At 68.3% G+C, this 20,423-nt stretch carries 13 protein-coding genes; 7 read left to right on the forward strand and 6 right to left on the reverse strand.

The annotated features are described in order from the left end of the window. Positions 1 to 73: 73 nt before the first annotated feature. Positions 74 to 1,645, forward strand: a complete 1,572-nt coding sequence (locus KF833_11695) for an integron integrase (protein ID MBX3745960.1) — start codon at positions 74 to 76, stop codon at positions 1,643 to 1,645. Between the two features lie 1,127 nt (positions 1,646 to 2,772). On the opposite strand, the gene KF833_11700 is transcribed toward KF833_11695, so the two are convergent. From KF833_11700 to larA, 4 genes are all read right to left on the reverse strand, one after another. After that, positions 2,773 to 3,954 (reverse strand): hypothetical protein, encoded by a 1,182-nt coding sequence (locus KF833_11700; GenBank protein ID MBX3745961.1) that lies wholly within the window; start codon positions 3,952 to 3,954, stop codon positions 2,773 to 2,775. Positions 3,955 to 4,031: 77 nt separating this feature from the next. Then, complete coding sequence (locus tag KF833_11705) at positions 4,032 to 5,642, reverse strand: PQQ-binding-like beta-propeller repeat protein (GenBank protein MBX3745962.1); 1,611 nt, start codon at positions 5,640 to 5,642, stop codon at positions 4,032 to 4,034. Positions 5,643 to 5,702: 60 nt separating this feature from the next. After that, on the reverse strand, positions 5,703 to 6,773 hold the full coding sequence (locus KF833_11710) for a hypothetical protein (protein ID MBX3745963.1): 1,071 nt from the start codon (positions 6,771 to 6,773) through the stop codon (positions 5,703 to 5,705). Then, positions 6,770 to 8,032: a nickel-dependent lactate racemase gene (gene larA, locus KF833_11715; protein MBX3745964.1), complete on the reverse strand. Its 1,263-nt coding sequence runs from the start codon at positions 8,030 to 8,032 to the stop codon at positions 6,770 to 6,772. The genes KF833_11710 and larA overlap by 4 nt, the downstream gene beginning before the upstream one ends. Positions 8,033 to 8,393: 361 nt before the next feature. Between larA and KF833_11720 the strand changes: the two genes are divergently transcribed. From KF833_11720 to KF833_11735, 4 genes are all read left to right on the forward strand, one after another. Continuing rightward, on the forward strand, positions 8,394 to 9,356 hold the full coding sequence (locus KF833_11720; GenBank protein ID MBX3745965.1) for a sugar phosphate isomerase/epimerase: 963 nt from the start codon (positions 8,394 to 8,396) through the stop codon (positions 9,354 to 9,356). A gap of 60 nt (positions 9,357 to 9,416) precedes the next feature. Then, positions 9,417 to 11,681 (forward strand): CehA/McbA family metallohydrolase, encoded by a 2,265-nt coding sequence (locus KF833_11725; protein MBX3745966.1) that lies wholly within the window; start codon positions 9,417 to 9,419, stop codon positions 11,679 to 11,681. A 617-nt stretch (positions 11,682 to 12,298) separates the two neighbouring features. Continuing rightward, positions 12,299 to 13,021 carry a YebC/PmpR family DNA-binding transcriptional regulator gene (locus KF833_11730; protein MBX3745967.1) on the forward strand — a complete coding sequence of 241 codons (723 nt, stop codon included), beginning with the start codon at positions 12,299 to 12,301 and terminating at the stop codon, positions 13,019 to 13,021. A gap of 26 nt (positions 13,022 to 13,047) precedes the next feature. Continuing rightward, positions 13,048 to 15,201 (forward strand): TIR domain-containing protein, encoded by a 2,154-nt coding sequence (locus KF833_11735; protein ID MBX3745968.1) that lies wholly within the window; start codon positions 13,048 to 13,050, stop codon positions 15,199 to 15,201. Between the two features lie 117 nt (positions 15,202 to 15,318). Here the strand turns inward: KF833_11735 and KF833_11740 are convergent, their stop codons facing one another. Next, positions 15,319 to 17,406, reverse strand: coding sequence for a hypothetical protein (locus KF833_11740; GenBank protein ID MBX3745969.1), 2,088 nt, complete (start codon positions 17,404 to 17,406; stop codon positions 15,319 to 15,321). Positions 17,407 to 17,646: 240 nt separating this feature from the next. Here KF833_11740 and mnmA point away from each other — a divergent pair, with 240 nt between their 5' ends. Both mnmA and KF833_11750 read left to right on the forward strand, forming a co-directional pair. Beyond that, positions 17,647 to 18,756 carry a tRNA 2-thiouridine(34) synthase MnmA gene (gene mnmA / locus KF833_11745; protein ID MBX3745970.1) on the forward strand — a complete coding sequence of 370 codons (1,110 nt, stop codon included), beginning with the start codon at positions 17,647 to 17,649 and terminating at the stop codon, positions 18,754 to 18,756. Beyond that, positions 18,753 to 19,121 (forward strand): divalent-cation tolerance protein CutA, encoded by a 369-nt coding sequence (locus KF833_11750; protein MBX3745971.1) that lies wholly within the window; start codon positions 18,753 to 18,755, stop codon positions 19,119 to 19,121. Before mnmA ends, KF833_11750 begins: the two co-directional genes overlap by 4 nt. Here KF833_11750 and KF833_11755 read toward each other — a convergent pair. Next, positions 19,078 to 20,349: a PQQ-binding-like beta-propeller repeat protein gene (locus tag KF833_11755; GenBank protein MBX3745972.1), complete on the reverse strand. Its 1,272-nt coding sequence runs from the start codon at positions 20,347 to 20,349 to the stop codon at positions 19,078 to 19,080. The two genes, KF833_11750 and KF833_11755, sit on opposite strands and share 44 nt — an antisense overlap. Between the last annotated feature and the right edge of the window lie 74 nt (positions 20,350 to 20,423).

The following is a 20,423-nucleotide window of genomic DNA, read 5'->3' on the forward strand; positions in this document are numbered from 1 at the left end:
AGGTTGGTAGAAAGGGTTTGTGGTTGTCAACGATGGATTGGGTTGGGTAGATAGGCTGCAAAAAGGGTGATTCATGGAGGAACGATCGAATGAAGGACGGGATGGGGGAAAGGGTGGGGGTGAGGGTCGGAGGGGGTACGAGGATCCGGCGTGGTTGCAGCGATTGTGGGGGGTTCAGCGTGTGCCGCTTTCGCCGGAGCGGCTGCATTGGTGGAGCGTTCACGTGCAGCGGTTCCTGGGGTTCGTTCGGAAGCACCAAAGGGAGGGTCCGGTGGGGGTGCTGGCGGAGGAGTTTCTGGCGGATGAGCGTCTGCGGGAGCCGGCGCCCAGCGCGTGGCAGTTGGATCAGGTGCGGCAGGCTCTGGAGGTTTTTGGGCGGGGAATCGAGAACTGGCACTTCCGGCCGGACGAGCAGGGGTGGAGACGTCCGGCATTCCGCGTGAGGGTGCAGGCGGCAGGGGAAGGGCTGGGCGGGCGGGGGCCGGAGTCGGAGCCTGGTGTCGTGCGGGAGGAGGCGGTGGAGCGGGTTCCGCACGCGAATGGGAGGGCAGGGGGGCGGGGCGGGGCGGGATGGAAGGAGCGTTTCGTGGGGGTGATCCGTCTCCGGCACTATTCGATCCGGACGGAGCAGACGTATCAGGACTGGATCGAGCGGTTTCTGCGGTTTCACGGGGGCATGGAGCCGGGGGCGCTGGGGGAGGCGGAGGTGCGGGAGTTTCTGGAGTATCTGGCGGTGGCACGGAATGTGTCGGCGAGCACGCAGAACCAGGCGTTCAGCGCGCTGCTGTTTCTGTACGGGGTCGTCCTGGAACGACCGCTGGGGGATCTGCAGGATGTGCTGCGGGCGCGTCGTGCGGGGCGGTTGCCGGTGGTGCTGAGCCGGGAGGAGGTTCACCGGCTGTTGAATGGGATGGAGGGGACGCTGGGGTTGATTGCGCGGGTGTTGTACGGGACGGGGATGCGGTTGATGGAGTGCCTGCGGTTGCGGGTGAAGGATGTCGATTTCGAGCGGGGCATGATCACGATCCGGGAGGGGAAGGGGGACAAGGACCGGACGGTGATGCTGCCGGAGGCGGTGCGGGGTGGATGGGTGCAGCATCTGGAGCGGGTGCGAATTCTTTGGGAGTCGGATCGGGCGTCGGGATTGCCAGGGGTGTGGATGCCGGATGCCCTGGAGCGGAAGTATCCGGAGGCGGGGAAGGAGTGGTCGTGGATGTGGGTTTTCCCGGGAAAGCGGCTTTCGGTGGATCCGAGGTCGGGGATCGAGCGGCGGCATCATGCGCACGAGACGGCGGTGCAGCGGGCGGTGAAGGCGTCGGCACGGATGGCGCAGATTTCGAAGCCGGTGGGGTGCCATACGTTGCGGCACAGTTTCGCGACGCACCTGCTGGAGCGGGGGACGGATCTGCGGAGTGTGCAGGAGCTGTTGGGGCATCAGAGCGTGGAGACGACGCAGATCTATACCCACGTGATGAACCGTCCTGGACTGGCGGTTCTGAGTCCGTTGGATGACGGAACGCCGTTGCGGGAGGAACCTGTGGAGTATCGGGTGGGTTCGGGTTCAGGTGAGGCGCGGCGCCCCCGACAGGCGAGGGTCGAGGACAGGCCGTATGAGCTGCTGGAGGATGAGGGGAGTCCGGGGTGAAGGTGGAGGGTGGATTTGGGTGGGGGGGACACGCTGAAGCGTGGACACCGAACGATTGGGGGGCGGCGAGGCGTTGGGGGGGATGTTGCGCGTTGGGTCCGGGTTGGGCGTTCTGGCTTATCGTACTCGTGATCGACGGGGGTGGATTTCGATGGTGCTGCTGCGTTTTGGTTGGGTTCCCGGGGTTCGAGGACGAGTCCCGAGGAGGGGGATGGCTTGGGCGGGTTGCAGGAACGTTGGTCTGCCGGATAGGCCCTTCGGGGGGGGTGAGCTGAACACGTCTTCGGGTGGGCGAGCGGCGTGAAGCGGGACCGTCGAGCCTGCTGGCCCCGGAGGGATGGGTTCTGCGACCCTTGGCGGGGTCGTGAGCGGGGTGGGACTTCTGCCCGGGGGTCGAACCCGCGGAGCCGGGTTCGACCCCCGGCTAATCTCTGGAAACCCTCCGGGTTTCTTGCAGCAAGCCTCGTACGCGTCTTCGTGAGCGAAATCGCCCCGACTAGTTCGCATGCGAAATGGGAGGTCCGATCAACATCAAGATCGAACCCATCGGGCCAGCCTTGAGGCGATGCTCGATGCGGTGTGTCTGCGGGTTCGAGTACGGTGGGATGGGGAAGGGGGAGGGTGGTTTTGGGTGCCGGGGGGGACACGCTGAAGCGTGGACACCGAACGATTGGGGGGTGGCGAGGCGTTGGGGGGGATGTTGCGCGTTGGGTCCGGGTTGGGCGTTCTGGCTTATCGTACTCGTGATCGATGGGGGTGGATTTCGATGGTGCTGCTGCGTTTTGGTTGGGTTCCCGGGGTTCGAGGACGAGTTCCGAGGAGGGGGATGGCTTGGGCGGGTTGCAGGAACGTTGGTCTGCCGGATGGGCCCTTCGGGGGGTGAGCTGAACACGTCTTCGGGTGGGCGAGCGGCGTGAAGCGGGACCGTCGAGGCTGCTGGCCCCAGAGGGATGGGTTCTGCGACCCCTGGCGGGGTCGTGAGCGGGGTGGGACTTCTGCCCGGGGGGTCGAACCCGCGGAGCCGGGTTCGACCCCCGGCTAATCTCTGGAAACCCTCCGGGTTTCTTGCAGCAAGCCTCGTACGCGTCCTCGTGCTCGCTGAAGGCGTGGACACCGAACGGTTGGGGTCAGCGAGGCGGCCGGGGCAGGTTCGGAGTTCCGGCTGGATCGGGGCGGACGCCGGCGGCGCAGACTTCGTTCCGATTGGCGCAGAGGCGGGTGAGGACGAAGGGATCGGCGAGGGGTGGCAGCCAGGATTTCACGCGGTCGAGGGCGGGATAGCCGGCGGTGCCCTTGAACTTGAGGGTGACGATGAAGTTCCGGCAGGCGCCGCGGTCGAGCCACTGGCGGAGGAGATCGAGGGTGCGTTCGGGGGGGGCAATGACATCGCAGAGCAGCCAGTCCACGGGGCGGTCGGGCGTGAAGGCGAAGGCGTCGCCAGTGCGAAAGGCGAGCCGCGGATGGCGCATGAGGTCGGGGCGGAGCGGCGAGCGGTCGATGGCGGTCACGTGCGCGCCGCGGGTGAGGGCAACGTGCGACCAGCTTCCCGGGGAGGCGCCCAGATCGACGCAGCGGTCACCGGGTTGGATGGCGTGGCCAAGGCGGGCTTCGGCTTCGAGGAGTTTGGCGAAGGCGCGGCAGGGGGCGGATTTGTCGGAGGCAACGGGCACGTCGCCGAGCGGAAACGGGGAGAGACGGGCCCGCTGGACGGCGGGGATGGGAGGCGGGGCGACGGAAAGGTAGCCGTCCCCGGGGGAGGTGAGGAGGAGCTGGACCAGGGCATCGTCCGGTGTGAATGGGGCTGTGGATTGGGTGAGGCGACGGAGGAGATGGCGGCGGTGACGTTGGAGCCGATCGACGAGGGCCTGGCGGATCAGGCGGCAGCGTTGATGGCCGGCAGCCGGACTGTCGCCATAACGGGGAACGAGGTGAAGGCGCCAGGGCGGGTTGTCGTGGAGGCGCTGGGAGACGGCTTCGAACAGGAGATCGCTCCAGTCACGGATGGAGGCGGCTGAGTGGGGACATGCGTCGGGGAGCCATTGGCGGGCAAAGACGAGGAGCGGGAGGGGTTGGTGCGGGGCAGGGAGGCCTTCGAGACGGAGGATGGAGAGGTGCGGGGACGCGGGAGGTGGCGGCGCTGAGGAGAGGCGGCGGGGCCGGGCGGCGGGCGGGGTGTCGGGGGCGGATGGGGCGGGGTCAGGAATGGGATAGGAGCCGGGGAGGCGTTCGAGACGGAGGGACGGGACGGCGCGGTGGAGTTCGGCGACGAGGAGGGGCAGGTCGGCATCGGTGCCGATGAGAAGGTCCATGCGAGCCGGCGGACGGCGGACGTGTGGGGCGTGAGGGGCGCGTGAAGGACGTGTGGCGAAGCGCGATGGAACGGGTGTCAGGGTGTCAGGGCGAAGGCGTGGAGGTGGGTCATGGTGGTCACGTAGAGGCGTCGATTGGCGGCCACGGCGGTGGCGCTGATGCCGGTGTCGAACCGGTGTTCGAAGACGGGCTGGAGGGTGCGGCCGGCGGCGAGGACATGAAACCAGCCGCGCCGGGTGCCGACATGAACGCGCCCGTCGGCGACGAGCGGGGAGGCCCAGGTTTCGCCCTGGAGCGGGCAGGTCCAGAGGTTCTGTCCCGAACCGGCATCGACGGCGTGAAGGTTTTGGGCGCAGTCGGTGACGTACACGATGCCATCGTGGACCGCCGGGGTGGAGAAGGTATGGCGGACGAGGGGATGGGACCAGCGGAGCCGGGGTTCGGGTCCGTCGAGGTCGTAGGCCTTGAGCCAGGCCTGGTTTTTGCCCCACCACAGGTCGCCGCCGCCGGCGATGTAGAGGCGGTTTTGCACGACCACGGGGGCGCCGTAGAAGTTGCTGGGTCCTTCCCGGCGGTTGAGATGGAAGCGGTGGACATCGGATTTGGGCGCTTCGGGATCGAAGTCGATGTGCCAGCGGTGGGCGAGCCGCCAGGGATTGCCGGGGTGGGTGGTTCGAGGGTGCCGCGGGTCCGGGGAGACGGGGAGCGGATCGAAGGCGTAGATCACGCCGTTGCCGGCGGCGAAGAGGATGAGGTCCTGGCCGGCGACGGTGGCCATGGAGGGCGGGGCCCAGGTCGAGTGATAGATGGCCGCGCCGATGCCCTCGTCGTCACGGGCGAGGTAACGTCCGGTGCGCTTGTCGAGGACGACGAGGCTGGGGGCGTCGGGGCGGCGCAGGTGGCGATGGGTGTTGTCCACGCCGGTGCCGGTGTTGAGGTAGAGGTGGTCGCCGCGGATGAGGATGGAGCTGTGGGCGGCGTCGTGGGACCAGATGCCGGCGCCGCTGGTGAGGTCGAACATCCAGAGGATGTCGGCATCGAGGGGACCGGGGGTGATGCGGTTGGGGGCGGGGGCGTCGGGGAGGAGGGAACCGTCCGGGGCGAATGCCGCCGGGGCGCCGCGGGCGAGGGTGTTGGTGGGCTGGGGGGCGAAGTAGATGGCCTCGTTGAGGAACGGGCCGTCATTGCCGTTGGCGAGGCCGTTCAGGTCGAGGCAGAGGACGACGCCGCGGTTGTCAACGACATAGGCGCGGTCGCCTTCGAGGGTGGCGGTCGAGGAGATGCCGCTGTTGGGCCAGTCGAAGTAGGCATCCTCGATGCGCTTGGGGACGACCAGTTGCCAGAGGAGACGGCCGTCGAGTTCGTCGAGGCACATCAGGACCCCGCGGTCGCCGTGGTGATTCGGGTCGCGGGGTTGGCCGTTGTTGGTACCGATCAGGATGCGGCCATGGGCGATGACCGGGGTGGAATGGGATTCGGTGCCGAGGGGCACGGACCAGACATGGTTCAGGCCGGTCCCGGGATCGAAGCGGTCGGGGAGGGGGCGTTCGGCGGAGACCATGTTGCGGGTCCAGGCGTGACCGAACTGGGGATGATCGGCGGCCGGGAGGCGGAGTCCGTGGGGGGCGAGGAGGATGGCCAGGCCGGCGAGGCAGGCGCCTGGGGCGACGGGGGAACGGGGATTCATGCGTTTGGGGGGGCAGGCCGGTCGGGCCGGGAGATTACGGCGGGCGCGCGCTGGATGGCGTCAGAAGCGCATGGAGAAACCGGCGTGGACGGCGAAGGAGGTGGTGAAGTCGATTTCCGCTTCCCGGCCGTTGGCGCGGTGATGGAATTTCTGGGCGGGCTGCCAGCGGGCCGAGGCGACGAGGCTCGCGCGTTCCCAGAGGGCCCAGTCGAGGCCCAGCTGCACGAAGCCACCGATGAGGAAGTCGCTGAAGCTATGGCGCGCCCCGGCGGTGACCGGGGGCAGGGGATCGACGGTGCTGCGTTCGGAGTAGCGGTGGTTGCCGCTGACGAGGAGGGCAAGCATGCCGGCTGAGGCGACGCCGTTGAGGCGGCCGGCGAGCTGGGCTTCGAGGTACACGCCACCGGTTATGGGGAAGAGATCGGTTTCGAGTTCCCAGGTGCCTTCGAGGAAGCGGCCGGCGGGATCGAGGCGGGTGGAGCGGGCCGGCACGGAGCCAAGGCGCGGGCCGGGGCTGTCTGCGAGACCCGAGTAGGGCGGAGGAGGGAGGCTTGCGGGATCGGTGTCGGCGAAGGAGTAGAGGTCCTGGAGGATGGTGACCGGGGTGGACACGGCGGTGCGGAAGGTGCCGCCGACGCTGTGGTAGCCGAAGCCGAGGAGGACGCCCCAGTCGGCGGTTCCGACGGGGCCCAGGCTGCCGCGGTATTCGAGGTTGGCGGAGGGGGAGATGAAATCGCCGACGTTGCTGGCACTCACGGTGGCGGGATCGGTGGCGGCGTGGAAGGCCATGCCGTCGGGACGGATCTGGGCGGAGTTGCGATATCCCCAGTGGGCGGTGGTGCCGTCCTCGTTGCCGGCGGCATCCACGCGGTTGTAGCCGTCGTCGTAGGTCCGGTTGACAGCGGAACCGGAGTCTGGGCCTGGCTGGGAGGCCGAGACGTGGGAGCCGAGGTGGCGGAAGTGGACCTGGGTATTGAGGAGGACACCGCCGGTGAAGGAGAGCGACTGGTTTTGGGCGGAGACGGCGAGTGGAACGGCGAGGAGGGTTCCGGCGGCGGCGGCGCCTGCGAACGGCGAACGCCGGGGAAGGGCGGAGTGGAAGCGGGAGTGCGAGGGGGTGCGGTGTTTCATGCGAGGTAGGGGATGGTGAGGGGACCGAGAGGGAGGACGGCGACACGGGCTTGGGGACCGAGCCGTTCCAGCTCGGTGCGGACGGCGGCGCCGATGTCGGGGCAGGGCTCGAGGTGGCAGGCGCGGACGACGTCGTCGGGGAGGGAGGAATGGATGAGGACGCGGGCGCGGCGCTGGATGAGGGCCTGGATCTGGGCCTGCCATTGTTCGGGCCGGACGAAGCCCGGGCTGGCGAGGAGGGCGAGGATGGCCTCCGGGGATTGGCCGCTGCGGAGGAGGTGGTCGAGGGGACTGGCGGCGGGGACGCCTTCGCGGCATTCGCAGGCGAGGATGAGGAGGCCGCCTTCGGTGAGGATGCGGGCGCCGGCGCTCATGCCTTTGACGCCCTGGTAGAGGTTGAGGTCGAGGGGGTAACCGGAGTTGGTGGTGACCACCACCTCGAAGGGCGCCTTGACGCGCTGCATGGCGGAGGTGCGGACGAGGGCGATGCCTTGGCGGTGGGCCTCGATGAGGTCGCCGGCGAAGACGCCGGTGATCTGGCGGTGGTCGTTGAGGGTGACGTTGAGGAGGAAGGAGGGGCCGGTGCGAAGGGCGATGGTGCGGAGTTCCTCCCAGAGGGGGTTGCCCTCGGTGACGCCGAAGGTGGCGCGGGGATCGCCGATGTTCCGGTAACCGTGGTTGCTCATCACGGTATGGAGGCCGGCCACGCCCGGCATGAGGCCCTTGGGTCCGCCGCTGAAGCCGGCGAAGAAGTGGGGTTCGATGAAGCCGGTGACGATGCGCAGGTCGGCCTCGACGGCGTGGCGGTTGAGCAGGGCCGGGGTGCCGTCATGGGTGACCCCGAGGGGGACGAGGTCCTCGTCGCGTTCGCATTCGTGGTTCAACACCCGATAGCGGCGGAGCACTTCGGGGGTGAGCATGCGGGCGAGTTCGTCGGAGGAATTGGGGCGGTGGGTGCCGGTCTGGTTGAGCAGGACGATGTTTTCCGGGGGATGATCCGCGAGGTGATCGAGGAGCCAGGGGATGAGGCGGTCGTTGGGGGTGGCGCGGGTGATGTCGGTGAAGAGGATGCAGACGCGGTCGGACGGTTTGAGGCGTTGGCGGAGCGGGGCGGAGGCGATGGGTGCGCGAAGGGCGGCCTCGACGGCGGCCTTTTCGTCGGGGAGGCCGGGGCGATGGGACGGTTCGATGACCGTGGTGCGGTCCCCGGGGAGGTCCACTTCGAGGTGGCCCTGGCCGTAGGCGAGTTGGATGTTCATGGCAGGACGGACGCGATGGGACAGCGAAGCAGAAGGGAGCGGGGTAGGACAAGCCGCGGGCGGGGCGAAGCGGTTGAAGCAGTGCATCCCGGAGTTATGGGGAGCGGTGCGAACTTCGCCAAACGGCGCTTCGGAGGGCCGGGTTCCACGAGGCCGCAAGGGAGTGGAGCGATGGGACGAGGACTCGCGGAGCTCGTCCCTCCGATTCGTCGCCTCCTCACCCACAACTCCGGGATGCGCTCCCGCGGCCGTTCGGGGGACGGCTTCCGTTGACTTCGTGCGGCGGGGGCAGTAACCAAGCGGCTCACCACAGGCACGACGCACGGTGCGGCGCGCCATCCATGTCCACTTGAATGCTCCCATGAACGCATCCACCGCCGTTTCGAATCGTCGTCAATTTCTGGCCACCGGGGCTGCCAGTGCCGCGTTGCTGGCCGGGGGGGCGGCGGCGCAGGCGCACAGCACCCCGGCGGCGGCCAATGCGGTGGTGCGTCCGCGGACGGACCGGCGGATTCTGCTGTCGTGCAAGCTGGGGATGATCACCAAGGAGCAGGGGGGGCGGGCGCTGACGTTGACGGAGCGGTTGCGGATGGCGGCGGCGGCGGGATTGGACGGCGTGGATCTGGACCAGGCCGGGGAATTCACGGCGGAGCAGGCGCGGGAGGCGGTGCGGCAGTCGGGGGTGTTTGTGCACAACGCGATCAACCACGCGCATTGGAGCCAGCGGCTGACGAGTGCGAGCGAGGAGGAGCGGGACCGGGGCCGGGCGAACATCGAGCATTGCCTGCGGGTGTCGCATGCGGCGGGGGGCAGCGGGGTGCTGATTGTGGTGGGGCGGGGCGGGGACGGTCCGGCGGAGGTGGTGGAGGAGCGGTGCCGGCAGGAGATCCGGAAGTTGATCCCGCTGGCGGCCGCGCTGGGGCAGCCGATCCTGATCGAGAATGTGTGGAACCAGATGATGTACGACCACGACGCGCCGCCGGACCAGGGGCCGGAACGGTTCATCCGGTTTGTGGACAGTTTCCGGAGCCCGTGGGTGGGGATGTATTACGACATCGGGAACCACTGGAAGTACGGGCAGCCGGGCGAGTGGATCCGTGGGTTTGCCCACCGCTGCGTGAAGCTGGATGTGAAGGGGTTCAGCCGGGCGCAGGACAAGTTCGTGGACATCACGGGGGAAGGGGACGATCTGCCCTGGGACCAGGTGCGCCGGGCGCTGGACGACATTGGATTTGCGGGCTGGGCGACGGCCGAGGTGGGCGGGGGCGGGCTCGAGCGGTTGACGCTGGTGCGCCAGCAGATGGAACGGGCGTTTGGGCTTTGATCGGGGACGGTGCCGAAGGTCGGGGGACGATTCCTGAACCACGAGACTTGAAGCGACATCATGCAACGGACGCTGAGGATCCTTGGGTTGGCCCTTGCCGGGGCCACGGCCCTGGTTCGGAACGCAGGGGCGGCCGAGTGGCCGATGGTGCGGGACGTTGAGTTTCAGCCGTTCGCCGCCCAGGTGCGGCGGGTGCTGGAATCGATGGAGGCGGTGGGGGCGCCGCCGCCGGCCGCGGAGCGGCAAGCCGTGGAGGCGGCCTTGCGACGTCCCGGACGCGAGGGGATCGCGCGGTTGCAGGAGCTTCTGGACGGCTGGTCCCTGTACGGCGTCCACATCAACCCCGAGATGCGGGTGAAGGTGGCGGCGGGACCGGCGCGGCCGGAACTGGACGAGGGGGGCTGGCGGGTCTTTCTGGTGAAGGTTCACAACGAGGCGGGGACAACGGCGCGGTTGCGGGCGGAGAGTCCGAATGCGCGCCGGCTGCACGACTCGCCGGCCGAGGAGGTGCTGGACCGATGGCTGGAGATCGAGTTGTACGAGCGGCCGCCGATGGCGCCGCGGTTGAGCGGGCTGGAGATCGAGTACCGGCTGATCCATCTGTACAGCCGGGATGCAGGGAGGCGGGACGCGCGGGTGGGGTTCCATGTGGGGCAGGGGACGCAGGATCTGGGATTCCGGAGCGAGGTGGATCTGCTGTTCGAGTGTCGTCCGGCGACCGAGGTGACGCTCGAGGTGCTGGACGACCGGGGACAGCCGACGACGGCGGCATTTCTCGTCCGGGACGAGCAGGGTCGGATTTATCCGTCGCAGGCGAAGCGGCTGGCGCCGGACTTCTTTTTTCAGCAGCAGGTTTATCGGGAGCACGGTGAGAGTCTGCGACTGCCCCCCGGGCGGTACCGCGTCGAGGTGTCGCGGGGTCCGGAATCGTTGACGCGGCGGGAGATTCTGGAAGTGGGGCGCGAGGCGAAGACCGTGCGGTTCCAGATGGAGCGGTGGATTGATCCGGCGGCGGACGGCTGGTGGTCGGGGGACCATCACATTCACGCGGCGGGATGCGCGCATTACAGCCGGCCGACGGAGGGGGTGCATGCGATCGACATGCTGAGGCACTGCGTGGGGGAGGATCTGAAGATCGGGGCGAACCTGACGTGGGGACCGTGCTTCGACTATCAGAAGCAGTTTTTCACGGGGACCATCGACAAGGTGTCGCGGTATCCGTATCTGCTGCGCTACGACGTGGAGGTGAGCGGGTTCGGATCCCACCAGTCGGGACATCTGTGCCTGTTGCGCCTGCAGGAGCAGATGCCGGAGGGAGGGGACTCGAAGCATCACTGGCCGACGTTGGGGTTGAACACGTTGAAGTGGGCGAAGCGGCAGGGGGCGGTGTGCGGGCCGGCGCATTCGGGCTGGGGCCTGCAGGTGGACACGGAGGCCCTGCCGAACTACGTGGTGCCGCCGTTTGATGGCATTGGCGCCAACGAGCACATTGTGAATGTGACCCACGAAGTGCCGGGTCCGGACGGCAGACTGGTGCCGGCGGTGGACTTCATCAGCACGGTGGACACGCCGTACGTGTGGGAATTGAACATCTGGTATCACACGTTGAACTGCGGGTTCCGGACGAGGATCAGCGGGGAGACGGATTTCCCGTGCATCTACGGCGAGCGGGTCGGCCTTGGGCGGAGCTATGTGAAGCTCGACGGGCCGCTCGACTACGATGCGTGGTGCGAGGGGATCCGGAACGGACGGAGTTATGTCGGGGACGGGCGGAGTCATCTGCTGGACTTCGCCATCGACGGGGTGGCGATCGGGGTGGGGGCGAGCGAGGTGCGGTTGGGGGCGCCCGGCAACGTGACGGTGACGGCGCGGGTGGCGGCGAGACTGAACGAAACGCCTGACAACGTGATTCGTGGCCGGAAGTACACCGAGCAGCCGTACTGGCACCTGGAGCGGGCGCGGGTGGGGGAGAGCCGTTCCGTACCGGTGGAGGTGGTGGTCAACGGGCAGCCGGTGGCGAAGCAGATGCTGGAGGCGGACGGCACGTTGCGGGAGATGCGCTGGGAGGTGGCGATCGAGCGGAGCAGCTGGGTGGCGTTGCGCATCCTGCCCAGTTCCCATACCAACCCGATCTGGGTGAACGTGGGCGACCGGCCGGTGCGGGCATCGCGACGGAGTGCGGAGTGGTGTTTGAAGGGCGTGGACCAGTGCTGGAGCCAGAAGGAGCGGTTCATTGCGGCGGCCGAAATGGCGGATGCGCGGTCGGCGTACGACCATGCCCGGGCGGTGTACCGGCGGATCCTGTCCGAGAGCGACGTGGACTGATCGCATTCCCGCAAGGCGATCCCCTCGTACTCGTAGTCTTAATCCTAATCTTAATCTTAATCTTAATCGCCCACCCCAGTTCCCACGCTGAATTGGAGCTTCGAGAAATATCAAGCCCATCACACCCGCCACGAGGCGACGCTCGAAGAAGGTGTGCCTGCGGGTTTGAAGGCAGGTTCGAGTACCGCCCTTCGGGCTGAGTACGAGTCGTGCGAGGGGTGGTTTGGGCGAGCGGTTGGGCGGTGGCGTGGCGGGAGGAGGGAGCGTCGGGTCAGCTCGGCCCTCACGGATGGGTGGTGCGACCCCTGGCGGGGTCGTGTGCGAGTTGGGACCCGATCGCAGGGGAAGCTGCCGGTCCTCCGGGGCGACGGTGCTCCCCAAGTTGTCGGTAACGAGCCAGGGAATCGGAGGGACGAGCTGCGCGAGTCCACAACCGAACGCTCCACACCGTTGCGGCCTCGTGGAACCCGGCCCTCCGAGGCCATGCTTCGCGAAGTTCGCGCCTTTACCTACAAGTCCGGGATGCACGGGGAGCAACCGACATGGAGCCAGCTGTGCCATCACTTCGCTATTTCTCTTTCGCGGTTTCCGGGGGTGCCGGGTAGGCTGCCACTGTCATGGGCGCACAATGGAAGCAGGCGGGTCGCGAAGCCAACGCGCAGAAGAAGGGCCAGCTCGTCAGCAAACTGACCCGGGAGATCATGGTGGCGGCCAAGCTGGGGGGGCCGGAGCCGGACTTGAATCCGCGACTGGCGGCGGCGGTGGACAAGGCGCGGAAGGCGAGCGTGTACCGGGACACGATCGAGCGGGCGATCAAGAAGGGGGCGGGCCTGACGGATGAGCCGATCCAGTACGAGACGGTGCTGTACGAGGGGTTTGCGCCGCACAAGGTGCCGGTGATTGTGGAGTGCCTGACCGACAATCGGAACCGGACGGCGCCGGAGATTCGGAACCTGTTCAAGGCAGGGGCACTGGGGACGCCGGGGAGTGTGGGGTTCTTCTTCGAGCATGTGGGGGTGGTGGAGGCGACGCATGCCGATGCGGGCCGCGATCCGGAGGCGGACGCGATTGAATCCGGCGCGCAGAATGTCGAGGCGCTGGAGGCGGAGGAGAAGGAGGAGTCGGGCGGGGTGGGGGCGAGGTTTCTGACCGAGCCGAAGGAGCTGGCGGCGGTGTCGAAGTGGCTGGTGTCGGCCGGATGGAAGGTCTCGGCGAGCGAGATGCGGTATGCGGCGAAGGGGTCGACCGCCCTGACGGACGACCAGCGGCGTGAGGTGGAATCGTTTTTGAACGCGCTGGATGACCATGACGACGTGCACCGGGTGTATGCGGCGCTGTAGCGGCTGGTGAACCGAAGGGATGGACGATGCCTGACCCGACCCGCGGCGGTTACGATGCGTTCCTGGCATTCGACCGGGCGGACCAGGCGGTGGTGGAATCCGTGCGGAACTGGCTGACGGAGCCGGGCGGGCTGGGGGTATTTCTGGACTACGGGGAACTGGACCCGGGGGCGTTGCGGCGTGGGGATCGGGCGGCGGCGCTGCGGCGGAGCCGGTGTCTGGTGGTGATGGTGGGACCGCAGAGCGCGGCGCGATGGGGTGGGGAGACGGCGCAGGCGTTCATGGCGGCGGGGATGCGGGAGAACGAGCTGACATTGATTCCGGTGATCCTGCCGGGGGTGACAGCGGAACAGCAGCAGGGGCTGCCGATGTCCTTCCAGAGGCGGCTATGGATCCCGTTTCCCCGGGATGCCCGGGACGTTCCGGCCTTGCAGGCTTTGGCGGCGGCGATCCGGAAGGCGGGGGATGTGACGGGGGGAGCACCGGACAGCGTTCCGGGGGTGCTGGACGCGGCGGCGTGTCCGTACCGGGGATTGCGAGGGTACCGGGAGGAGGACGCCTACCGGTTTTTTGGGCGGGAACATGCGGTGCAGCGGGTGCTGCTGCGCCTGAGCGGGTCGTCGGTGGTGACGCTGGCGGGGCCGGCGCGGGTGGGGAAGACGTCGGTGGTGCGGGCGGGGGTTCTGCCGGAGTTGCGGGCGCAGGGTTGGGCAACGGAGGTCATGACGCCCGGGCCGGATCCTCTCGACCGGCTGGCGCGGGTGTTGTGGGGGCTGCAGCGGGAGAACCTGCGTTGGCGCATGGGGGAGATCCGGGAGCATCTGCGGGAGGCGGGACTGCCGATTCTGGGGGTGTTGGCGGACCAGATTCTGGACGATCTGCGGAAGGACCGGTTGTTGCTGGTGATCGACCAGTTCGAGGAGTTGTTCGTGGCCACGCGGGACGACGGGGTGCGCCGCCGGTTCATGGCACTGCTGGCGGCGGCGGCGGGAACGCCGGGTGGCCGGGTGCGGATGCTGGTGGTCCCGCGAACGGCGGCCCTGGCGGCGTGTGCGGCGGACACGGAGTGGAACCGCTGGATCACCGGGGATCTGCTGCAGCTCGGGGTGTTGAGCGCGCGGGATGCGCGTCGGGCGATCGAGGGACCGGCGCACCAGGTCGGCCTGGAGATGGAGGAGGGCCTGACGGATCGGATTCTGGAGGACTGGCGGATGGAGGGGATGGAGGTGGCCTTGCTGGGGCAATGCATGGAGGAACTCTACCGGCGCCGGGAGGATCGGGGCGGCCGCCTGGCCCTGACACTGGAGGCGTACCGGGCGATGGGGAGCCTTGGGGGGGCGGTGGCGACGCGGGGAGAGGAGGAGTACCGGCGCATCGAGTCGCGATTCGGCGCGGACGGGACGAGGCTGCTGCGGCAGTTGCTGGCGGTGCATTTTGTCCGGCCGGAGCCGTTGATGGAGGAGTTGTGCCGGCCGGTGCTGGAGTCGGAACTGGAACAACTGGGCGCGGATCGGAGCCTGCTGGAGGGGGTCCTGGAGGAGTGGGAGGAGGCGCGGCTGTTGCTGGCCACGCGGTTTCCGGCGCTGGCTTCGGACCGGACCAGGGGGAGGGAAGGCGGCGACGAGGAGGGGGAGGGGCCGGCGTGCAACCGGCTTCAGGTGGCGCACGAGATCTGGGTGACACGATGGCCGCGGCTGAAGGGCTGGCTGGAAGAGGATCGCGATGACGCACGGGCGATGGAGGCGCTGCGTCGGGAGGAGGTGGCGTGGCGGGAGGCGGGATGTCCGGGGGACCGATTGCCGGCGGGGGGACGCCTGCTGGACCTGGAGGAATTGTTGGTGCGGCACGCGGCGGTGGTGCCGCCTGGGGTGCGGGAGTATGTGGCGGCGGCGGTGGGTGTCCGCGAGGAGGCCGAACGCGGGCTGGTGGGAAATCTGCGGAGGGAGTTGCGGGAGGCGACCGCGCGGGCGGAGGGGCTGGAGTCGGATTTGCGGGAGGCGGAGGGCCGGTTGTCGGAGGCCACGACGCGACGGAAAGAGGCGGAGGATCGGTTTCGCGAACAGGCGAAGCGATGGGAGGAGGCGGAGGCAAGCCTGGGGCGGTGGCGGTTGGCGTGCCTGCTTCTGGGGGCGGTGGGGGTGGGCTTGTGGTTGGCGTGGCGCGGCGGGTATTTCGGGTAGGAGCCTGTCTGAAGGCTGGAAGGGGGGTTTGTGCGCGGGCGGGCAGCGCGGGGTTCCGGCATGGAAAAGCGCCGGACGCTGACGCGTCCGGCGCGTTGGGAGGGAGGCGGCGACGATCTACTGGACCAGCCGATAGTAGCGGCGTTCGGCTGCGGAGACCTGAACGGCGTGGGGACTGGAGGCGCCGGCGACGTCGGAGAAGGGGCCGTTGACGTCGGGGGCGGATTGGAGACGGCCGGCGCCGGTCCATGTGATGGTTACCGTGTCCTGGGCCAGGGCAATCGAGCCGATGCGGAGTTGGTCCCCGGCGGTGATGCGGATGTCATCGAAGGCGACGATTTCGTTGAACCAGGTGGTGAAGGCGCGGATTTGGATGACCAGGTCGGTGGCTCCCTGGGGGATGGGGTAGGTGACGTCCTTGAAGGCCAGCCCCAACTGGGTGGGATTGGAGGGGTTGGTGAGGCGGTCATCGAAGTATTTGTCGTTCCCGGATGGGGCGGTGAAGCGGACGAGCTGGCTGAAGTTCCCGGAATTGTTGGGATCGATCCAGAGGTCGAGGAAATCGTCGGTTTCGAAGTCAAGGAAGGTTGCGGCCGCGGCGAAGGTGACGCGGACATTTTCCTTACCGGCGACATTCACGGGCGGGAGGGTGAGGGTCTTGGTGGTGCCGGACCCGTCGGAGTCGAACTTGTTGAGGGCCGCGCCGGCGAAGAAGCCGGTTCCCTCGTAGCCGGTGAAGGCGCCGCCGCCGTACACCGATCCGGCGGGGGAATCTTCGGGACCGTTGAGCAGGACGAGGAGCGGGACGGTGACCGTCTCGGCGTCTCCGGTGGGCACGTAGGAGGCGGCCGTGATGGCGCCCTGGAGGCGGACATTGCCGGACGTTTCCCCCAGCAGTTCCCAGGTTCCGGAAGAGATCGGGCTGGTGTCGGGGGCGCCGGTCTCGGTGGACACCGACAATTCGAGGGAACCCCCGCCGCCCGAGTTGAAGGCAACCACCTCGAAGGGATAGGTGCCGGTGTTCAACTGGACCGTTCCGTAGCGGGCCCGGTGCCCGCCGGCGGCGTCCTCGACGATCACGTTGTCGGCCTCGGAGAAGCCGTTGCCGTCGCGGTCGATGCGGAGCCGGGCGCCGTCGTCCATGCCGAGAGCAAAGCTGTAGGTGCCATTGGCAGTGACCTGGATCTGGCCGCGGGCCTGGAGGCCCCAGACTCCGGTGGCTCCTCCGGGGACGGGATAATCCCAGAACCAATCGCCGGGAGAGGCGTCGGAGAAGTCGAGGGTGTCCACCGTCTCCTCGGAACGGTCGGAGGGTTTCGATCCCGCGATCATGGCATCCACGTCAGCGAGGCTGGCGGCCGTCGGCGGGATGCTGCGGGACAATGTGGCGACGGTGATGGCTCCACCGGGCAGATTGTCGCCGACAAGTTGCCAGGTGTAGGAGCCCGTAGCGACGGGGAAGGATCCGGTCAGGCCTCCGGCCGCGGGGTGGGCGGCATCGACGACGGTGCCATTTCCGGCTTCGAAGGTGGCGGTGGCGCCGATGGTCGAGACGAGGAGATCATCGTGGTCGAGGGCGGAGAAGGTGAGCAGCGGCTTCCCCGTACGAGCGAACCGGCCCGGGGTCCCGAGATTATTGGGAGTCTTGATGATCAGGTCGGCGACGACCGCGGAGTCGGGGATACTGATGTCGTCATCGACGACGGTGTGGCCCCGTGTGGCGAGTCGATCGGCGAGCGACTGGGCGGAGGTGCTGTCGGCGGAAATGAGGACGGTGGCGCTGGCCTTGCCGCGCAGGAGCCAGTGGATGGTGGCATCGAAGAGGGTCCAGAACTGGGGCGAGACGTCCTCCTCCTGAATGGCGGCATCCCAGGCGAGGAGGGCGCGGCGTTCGGGGGTTGGGCCATAGACCCCGACGATGGAGACCTCGGACCGATGGGCCCAGTACACCGGCCCGACCTGATCTCCGCTGGAGGCGACGAGCCCAGGGTCATGTGGGACTTCCGAGGTGAACCTGCCCGTGGTGGTGTAGCGTTTGGGGGTGGCGGCCTCGCCATCGTCGTTGAAGCCCTCCTGGTAGATCAGTTCGGCGGCCATGGCATGGCCGACGGCCACGATCGCGACTGCGAGGCAGGCTGATGGGATGTGTCGGCGGGCGGGTTTGGGCAGGGACTGCCGTCCCGATGGCCATCGTGCTGATTCCATGCAATCTCCCTTGGTTGATTGGGTTTGAACTCGAATGGCTCCCTCCGTCAGCCCACGCCAAGGCGCGGTCAGGTGTGCCTCTTGGGATAAGGCTGATTGCTACAGGAGTGTGCGGAGGCTAATCGTTGGCAGTCGGGGAGCAAGACGCAATTGCGATGGGGGCGACGGAGCGGTGCATCCCGGTGGCGGGTGAGGTCGCTTTACAGGTCCGGGGAGGGGGACCTAGGGTGGCGGGCGGTGATGAAGAACGGAACCAGGCGGGTGGTGGTGGGGATGAGCGGCGGGGTGGATTCCTCGGCGGCGGCGGCGCTGTTGTTGAAGGAGGGGTACGAAGTGGTTGGGATCACGTTGAAGCTGTGGCCCCAGGACTGCGTATCGAGGGCGGAGGACAAGTGTTGCGGGCCGCAGGCGGTGACGGATGCGCGGGCGGTGGCGCACCGGCTGGGGATTCCGTTCTATCTGGTGGACGAGGCGGATGAATTCCAGCAGCAGGTGATCGGGTATTTCGCGGAGGAGTACCGGGCGGGGCGGACGCCGAATCCGTGCGTGATGTGCAACGAGAAGCTGAAGTTCGGCACGTTGATCCGGAGGGCGCGGCAGTTGGGGGCGGAATGGGTGGCCACGGGGCATTACGCGAGGGTCGAGCATGGCGCCGGGGAGGGGGGGCGGCATCTGCTGCGCAAGGGGCGCGACCCGCGCAAGGACCAGAGCTACTTCCTGTTTTCGCTGCGCCAGGAGCAGCTGGCCCGGACCCTTTTTCCGCTGGGCGAACTGACGAAGTCGGACACGCGCGATGTGGCGCGCAGTTCGGCGCTCAAGACGGCGGAGAAGGAGGAGAGCATGGAGATCTGCTTTGTTCCGGACAACGACTACGGGCGGTTCCTGGAACAGGCCCGGCTGGTCGAGCGGCATCGGGGGGACATTGTGGATCTGCACGGCCGGGTGCTGGGGCAGCACGACGGGATCGAGTTTTTCACCATCGGGCAGCGGCGGGGGTTGGGCATTGCCGCAGCCCAACCGTTGTATGTGGTCGAGCTGGATGCGGCCAGGAACCGGGTGGTGGTGGGCGACGCGGGGGCGTTGGAGCGGGACGAGTTCGTGGTGGAACGGTGCAACTGGATCCCGTTCGAGGGTCCGCCGGAGACGGTCACGGCGACGGTGAAGATCCGGTACAACCATCCGGGGACGGCCGCGACCCTCGAGCCGCGGGCGGACGGCACGGCGACGGTGCGGCTGGCCGAGCCGCAGCGCGCCATCACGCCGGGGCAGGCGTGTGTTTTCTACCAGGACGACCTCGTGCTGGGCGGCGGGTGGATTGGTCGGAACCCGGGGGTGTCCAAGGTGTCATGAAGGAAACGGCGGATCATTGCGTGGTGTGGGTCACCGCGCCGGACGCGGAGGTGGCGCGGGGGCTGGCCCGGGCGGCCCTGGAGGCGCGACTGGTTGCCTGTGCGAATGTCGTGCCCCAGGTGGAATCCCACTACTGGTGGCAAGGCCGGATCGAGATCTCCGGCGAACTGCTGGTGATGTTCAAGACCCGGCGCGACCGCCTGGCGGCTTTGGAGCGGCTGGTGATGGAGCGGCATCCCTACGACACCCCCGAGTTCGTGGTGCTGCCGGTCGGAGCGGGAAGCGAGCGGTACCTGGACTGGATCGACGCGAGCATGGCGATCAGTCCGCCACCCGGACCGCCCTCCAGCGGCCCGTCTGCCTGAGGCCGTCGCGGAGGTACACCACGCCCGCGGAGTAGGCGGGATTGCACCAATTGAGCGAGGAGACCTGGGCGCGGCCGTGCTCCTGGTAGGCGGCGGGGCTGGCGGCGAAGAGGAGGAGTTCGCCCCCGTCGGTGAGGGCGAGGATCCGGTCCTCCATGGCGATGAACCCGGCGTAGGCGTTGCCGGGCGAGGTGGTGAGGATGCCCGGTTGGGACCAGCGGAGGCGTCCGGTGGTCATCTCGACGCAGACGAGGTCGCGGGCGGGACCGACCCCGTAGAGGTGATCGCCGACGGCGACCGGGCTGGCGAAGTTCATGGCGGCGTCCTTCGAGGTCCAGGCGAGGTCGGCGGACCATTCGTTGTTCTGGCGCGACACGCGGATGCCGAGGAGTCCGGCTTCATGGGAGGAGACGATGACGAGGTCGCGATGGAGGACGGGCGTGGTGACGTGGCGGGCGTAGGAGGTTCTCACGGGAACGCGCCAGAGTTCCCGGCCGGAGCGGCGGTCGAGTCCGACAACGCCGATGGCGGTGAAGCAGACCACCTGGGGGATGTCGTGCAGGGTGCCGACCACGGCGGGGGCATAGCCGGCCTGGTCGTCGGTGCTTTTCCAGAGGACGGCGCCGGAGTGCTTGTCGAAGCAGACGACACCGGCGCCGGGCCGGCCGCCGACGGGGGCGATGAGGTGTTCGCCATCGATGAGCGGGGAGCCGTTGTTGCCGTGGCGGGCGGCGCCCGGCGCGAGGCCGCGTTCGCCGATGAACTCGGCGCCGAAGTCCTTCACGTAGTTCGCACGCCAGACGAGGGACCCGTCGGAGACCCGGCGGCATTGGAGTTCGCCGCGGCAGGAGACCGCATAAACGCGGTCGCCATCGACGGTGGGAGTGTTGCGGGGACCTGTGGGCCCTTGGGAATCGGAGAAGGGTTCGTCGATGTCGGCGCGCCAGCGTTCGGTTCCGGTGGCGGCATCGAGGGCGCGAAGGGTTTCCCGGCCGCCCTGGTTGTCGAAGGCGAAGACCCGTCCGCCGGACACCACCGGGGAGGCGAGTCCTTCACCTGCGGGGATCTGCCAGAGGACGGCGGGATCGGTGGGGAGGGTGGGGAGGGCGGGGGCGTCGGGAGGGGCATGGCCGTTGTGACCCGGGCCGCGCCAGTTGGGCCAGTCGGCGAGGGCCGGAACGGCAAGGAAGCAGAGGGCCGCAAGGAGAGGGCCGGTCGGGAAACGCATGCGCGAAGTTCAAGGGGTTGGGGCGGGTCGCGTCAAGAGAGGGCGGGAGAGGGGGGTGCCTCGCGAAGCGTGGC

It is taken from the genome of Verrucomicrobiia bacterium (genome assembly GCA_019634625.1).
Classification (GTDB): Bacteria; Verrucomicrobiota; Verrucomicrobiia; order Limisphaerales; family CAIMTB01; genus CAIMTB01.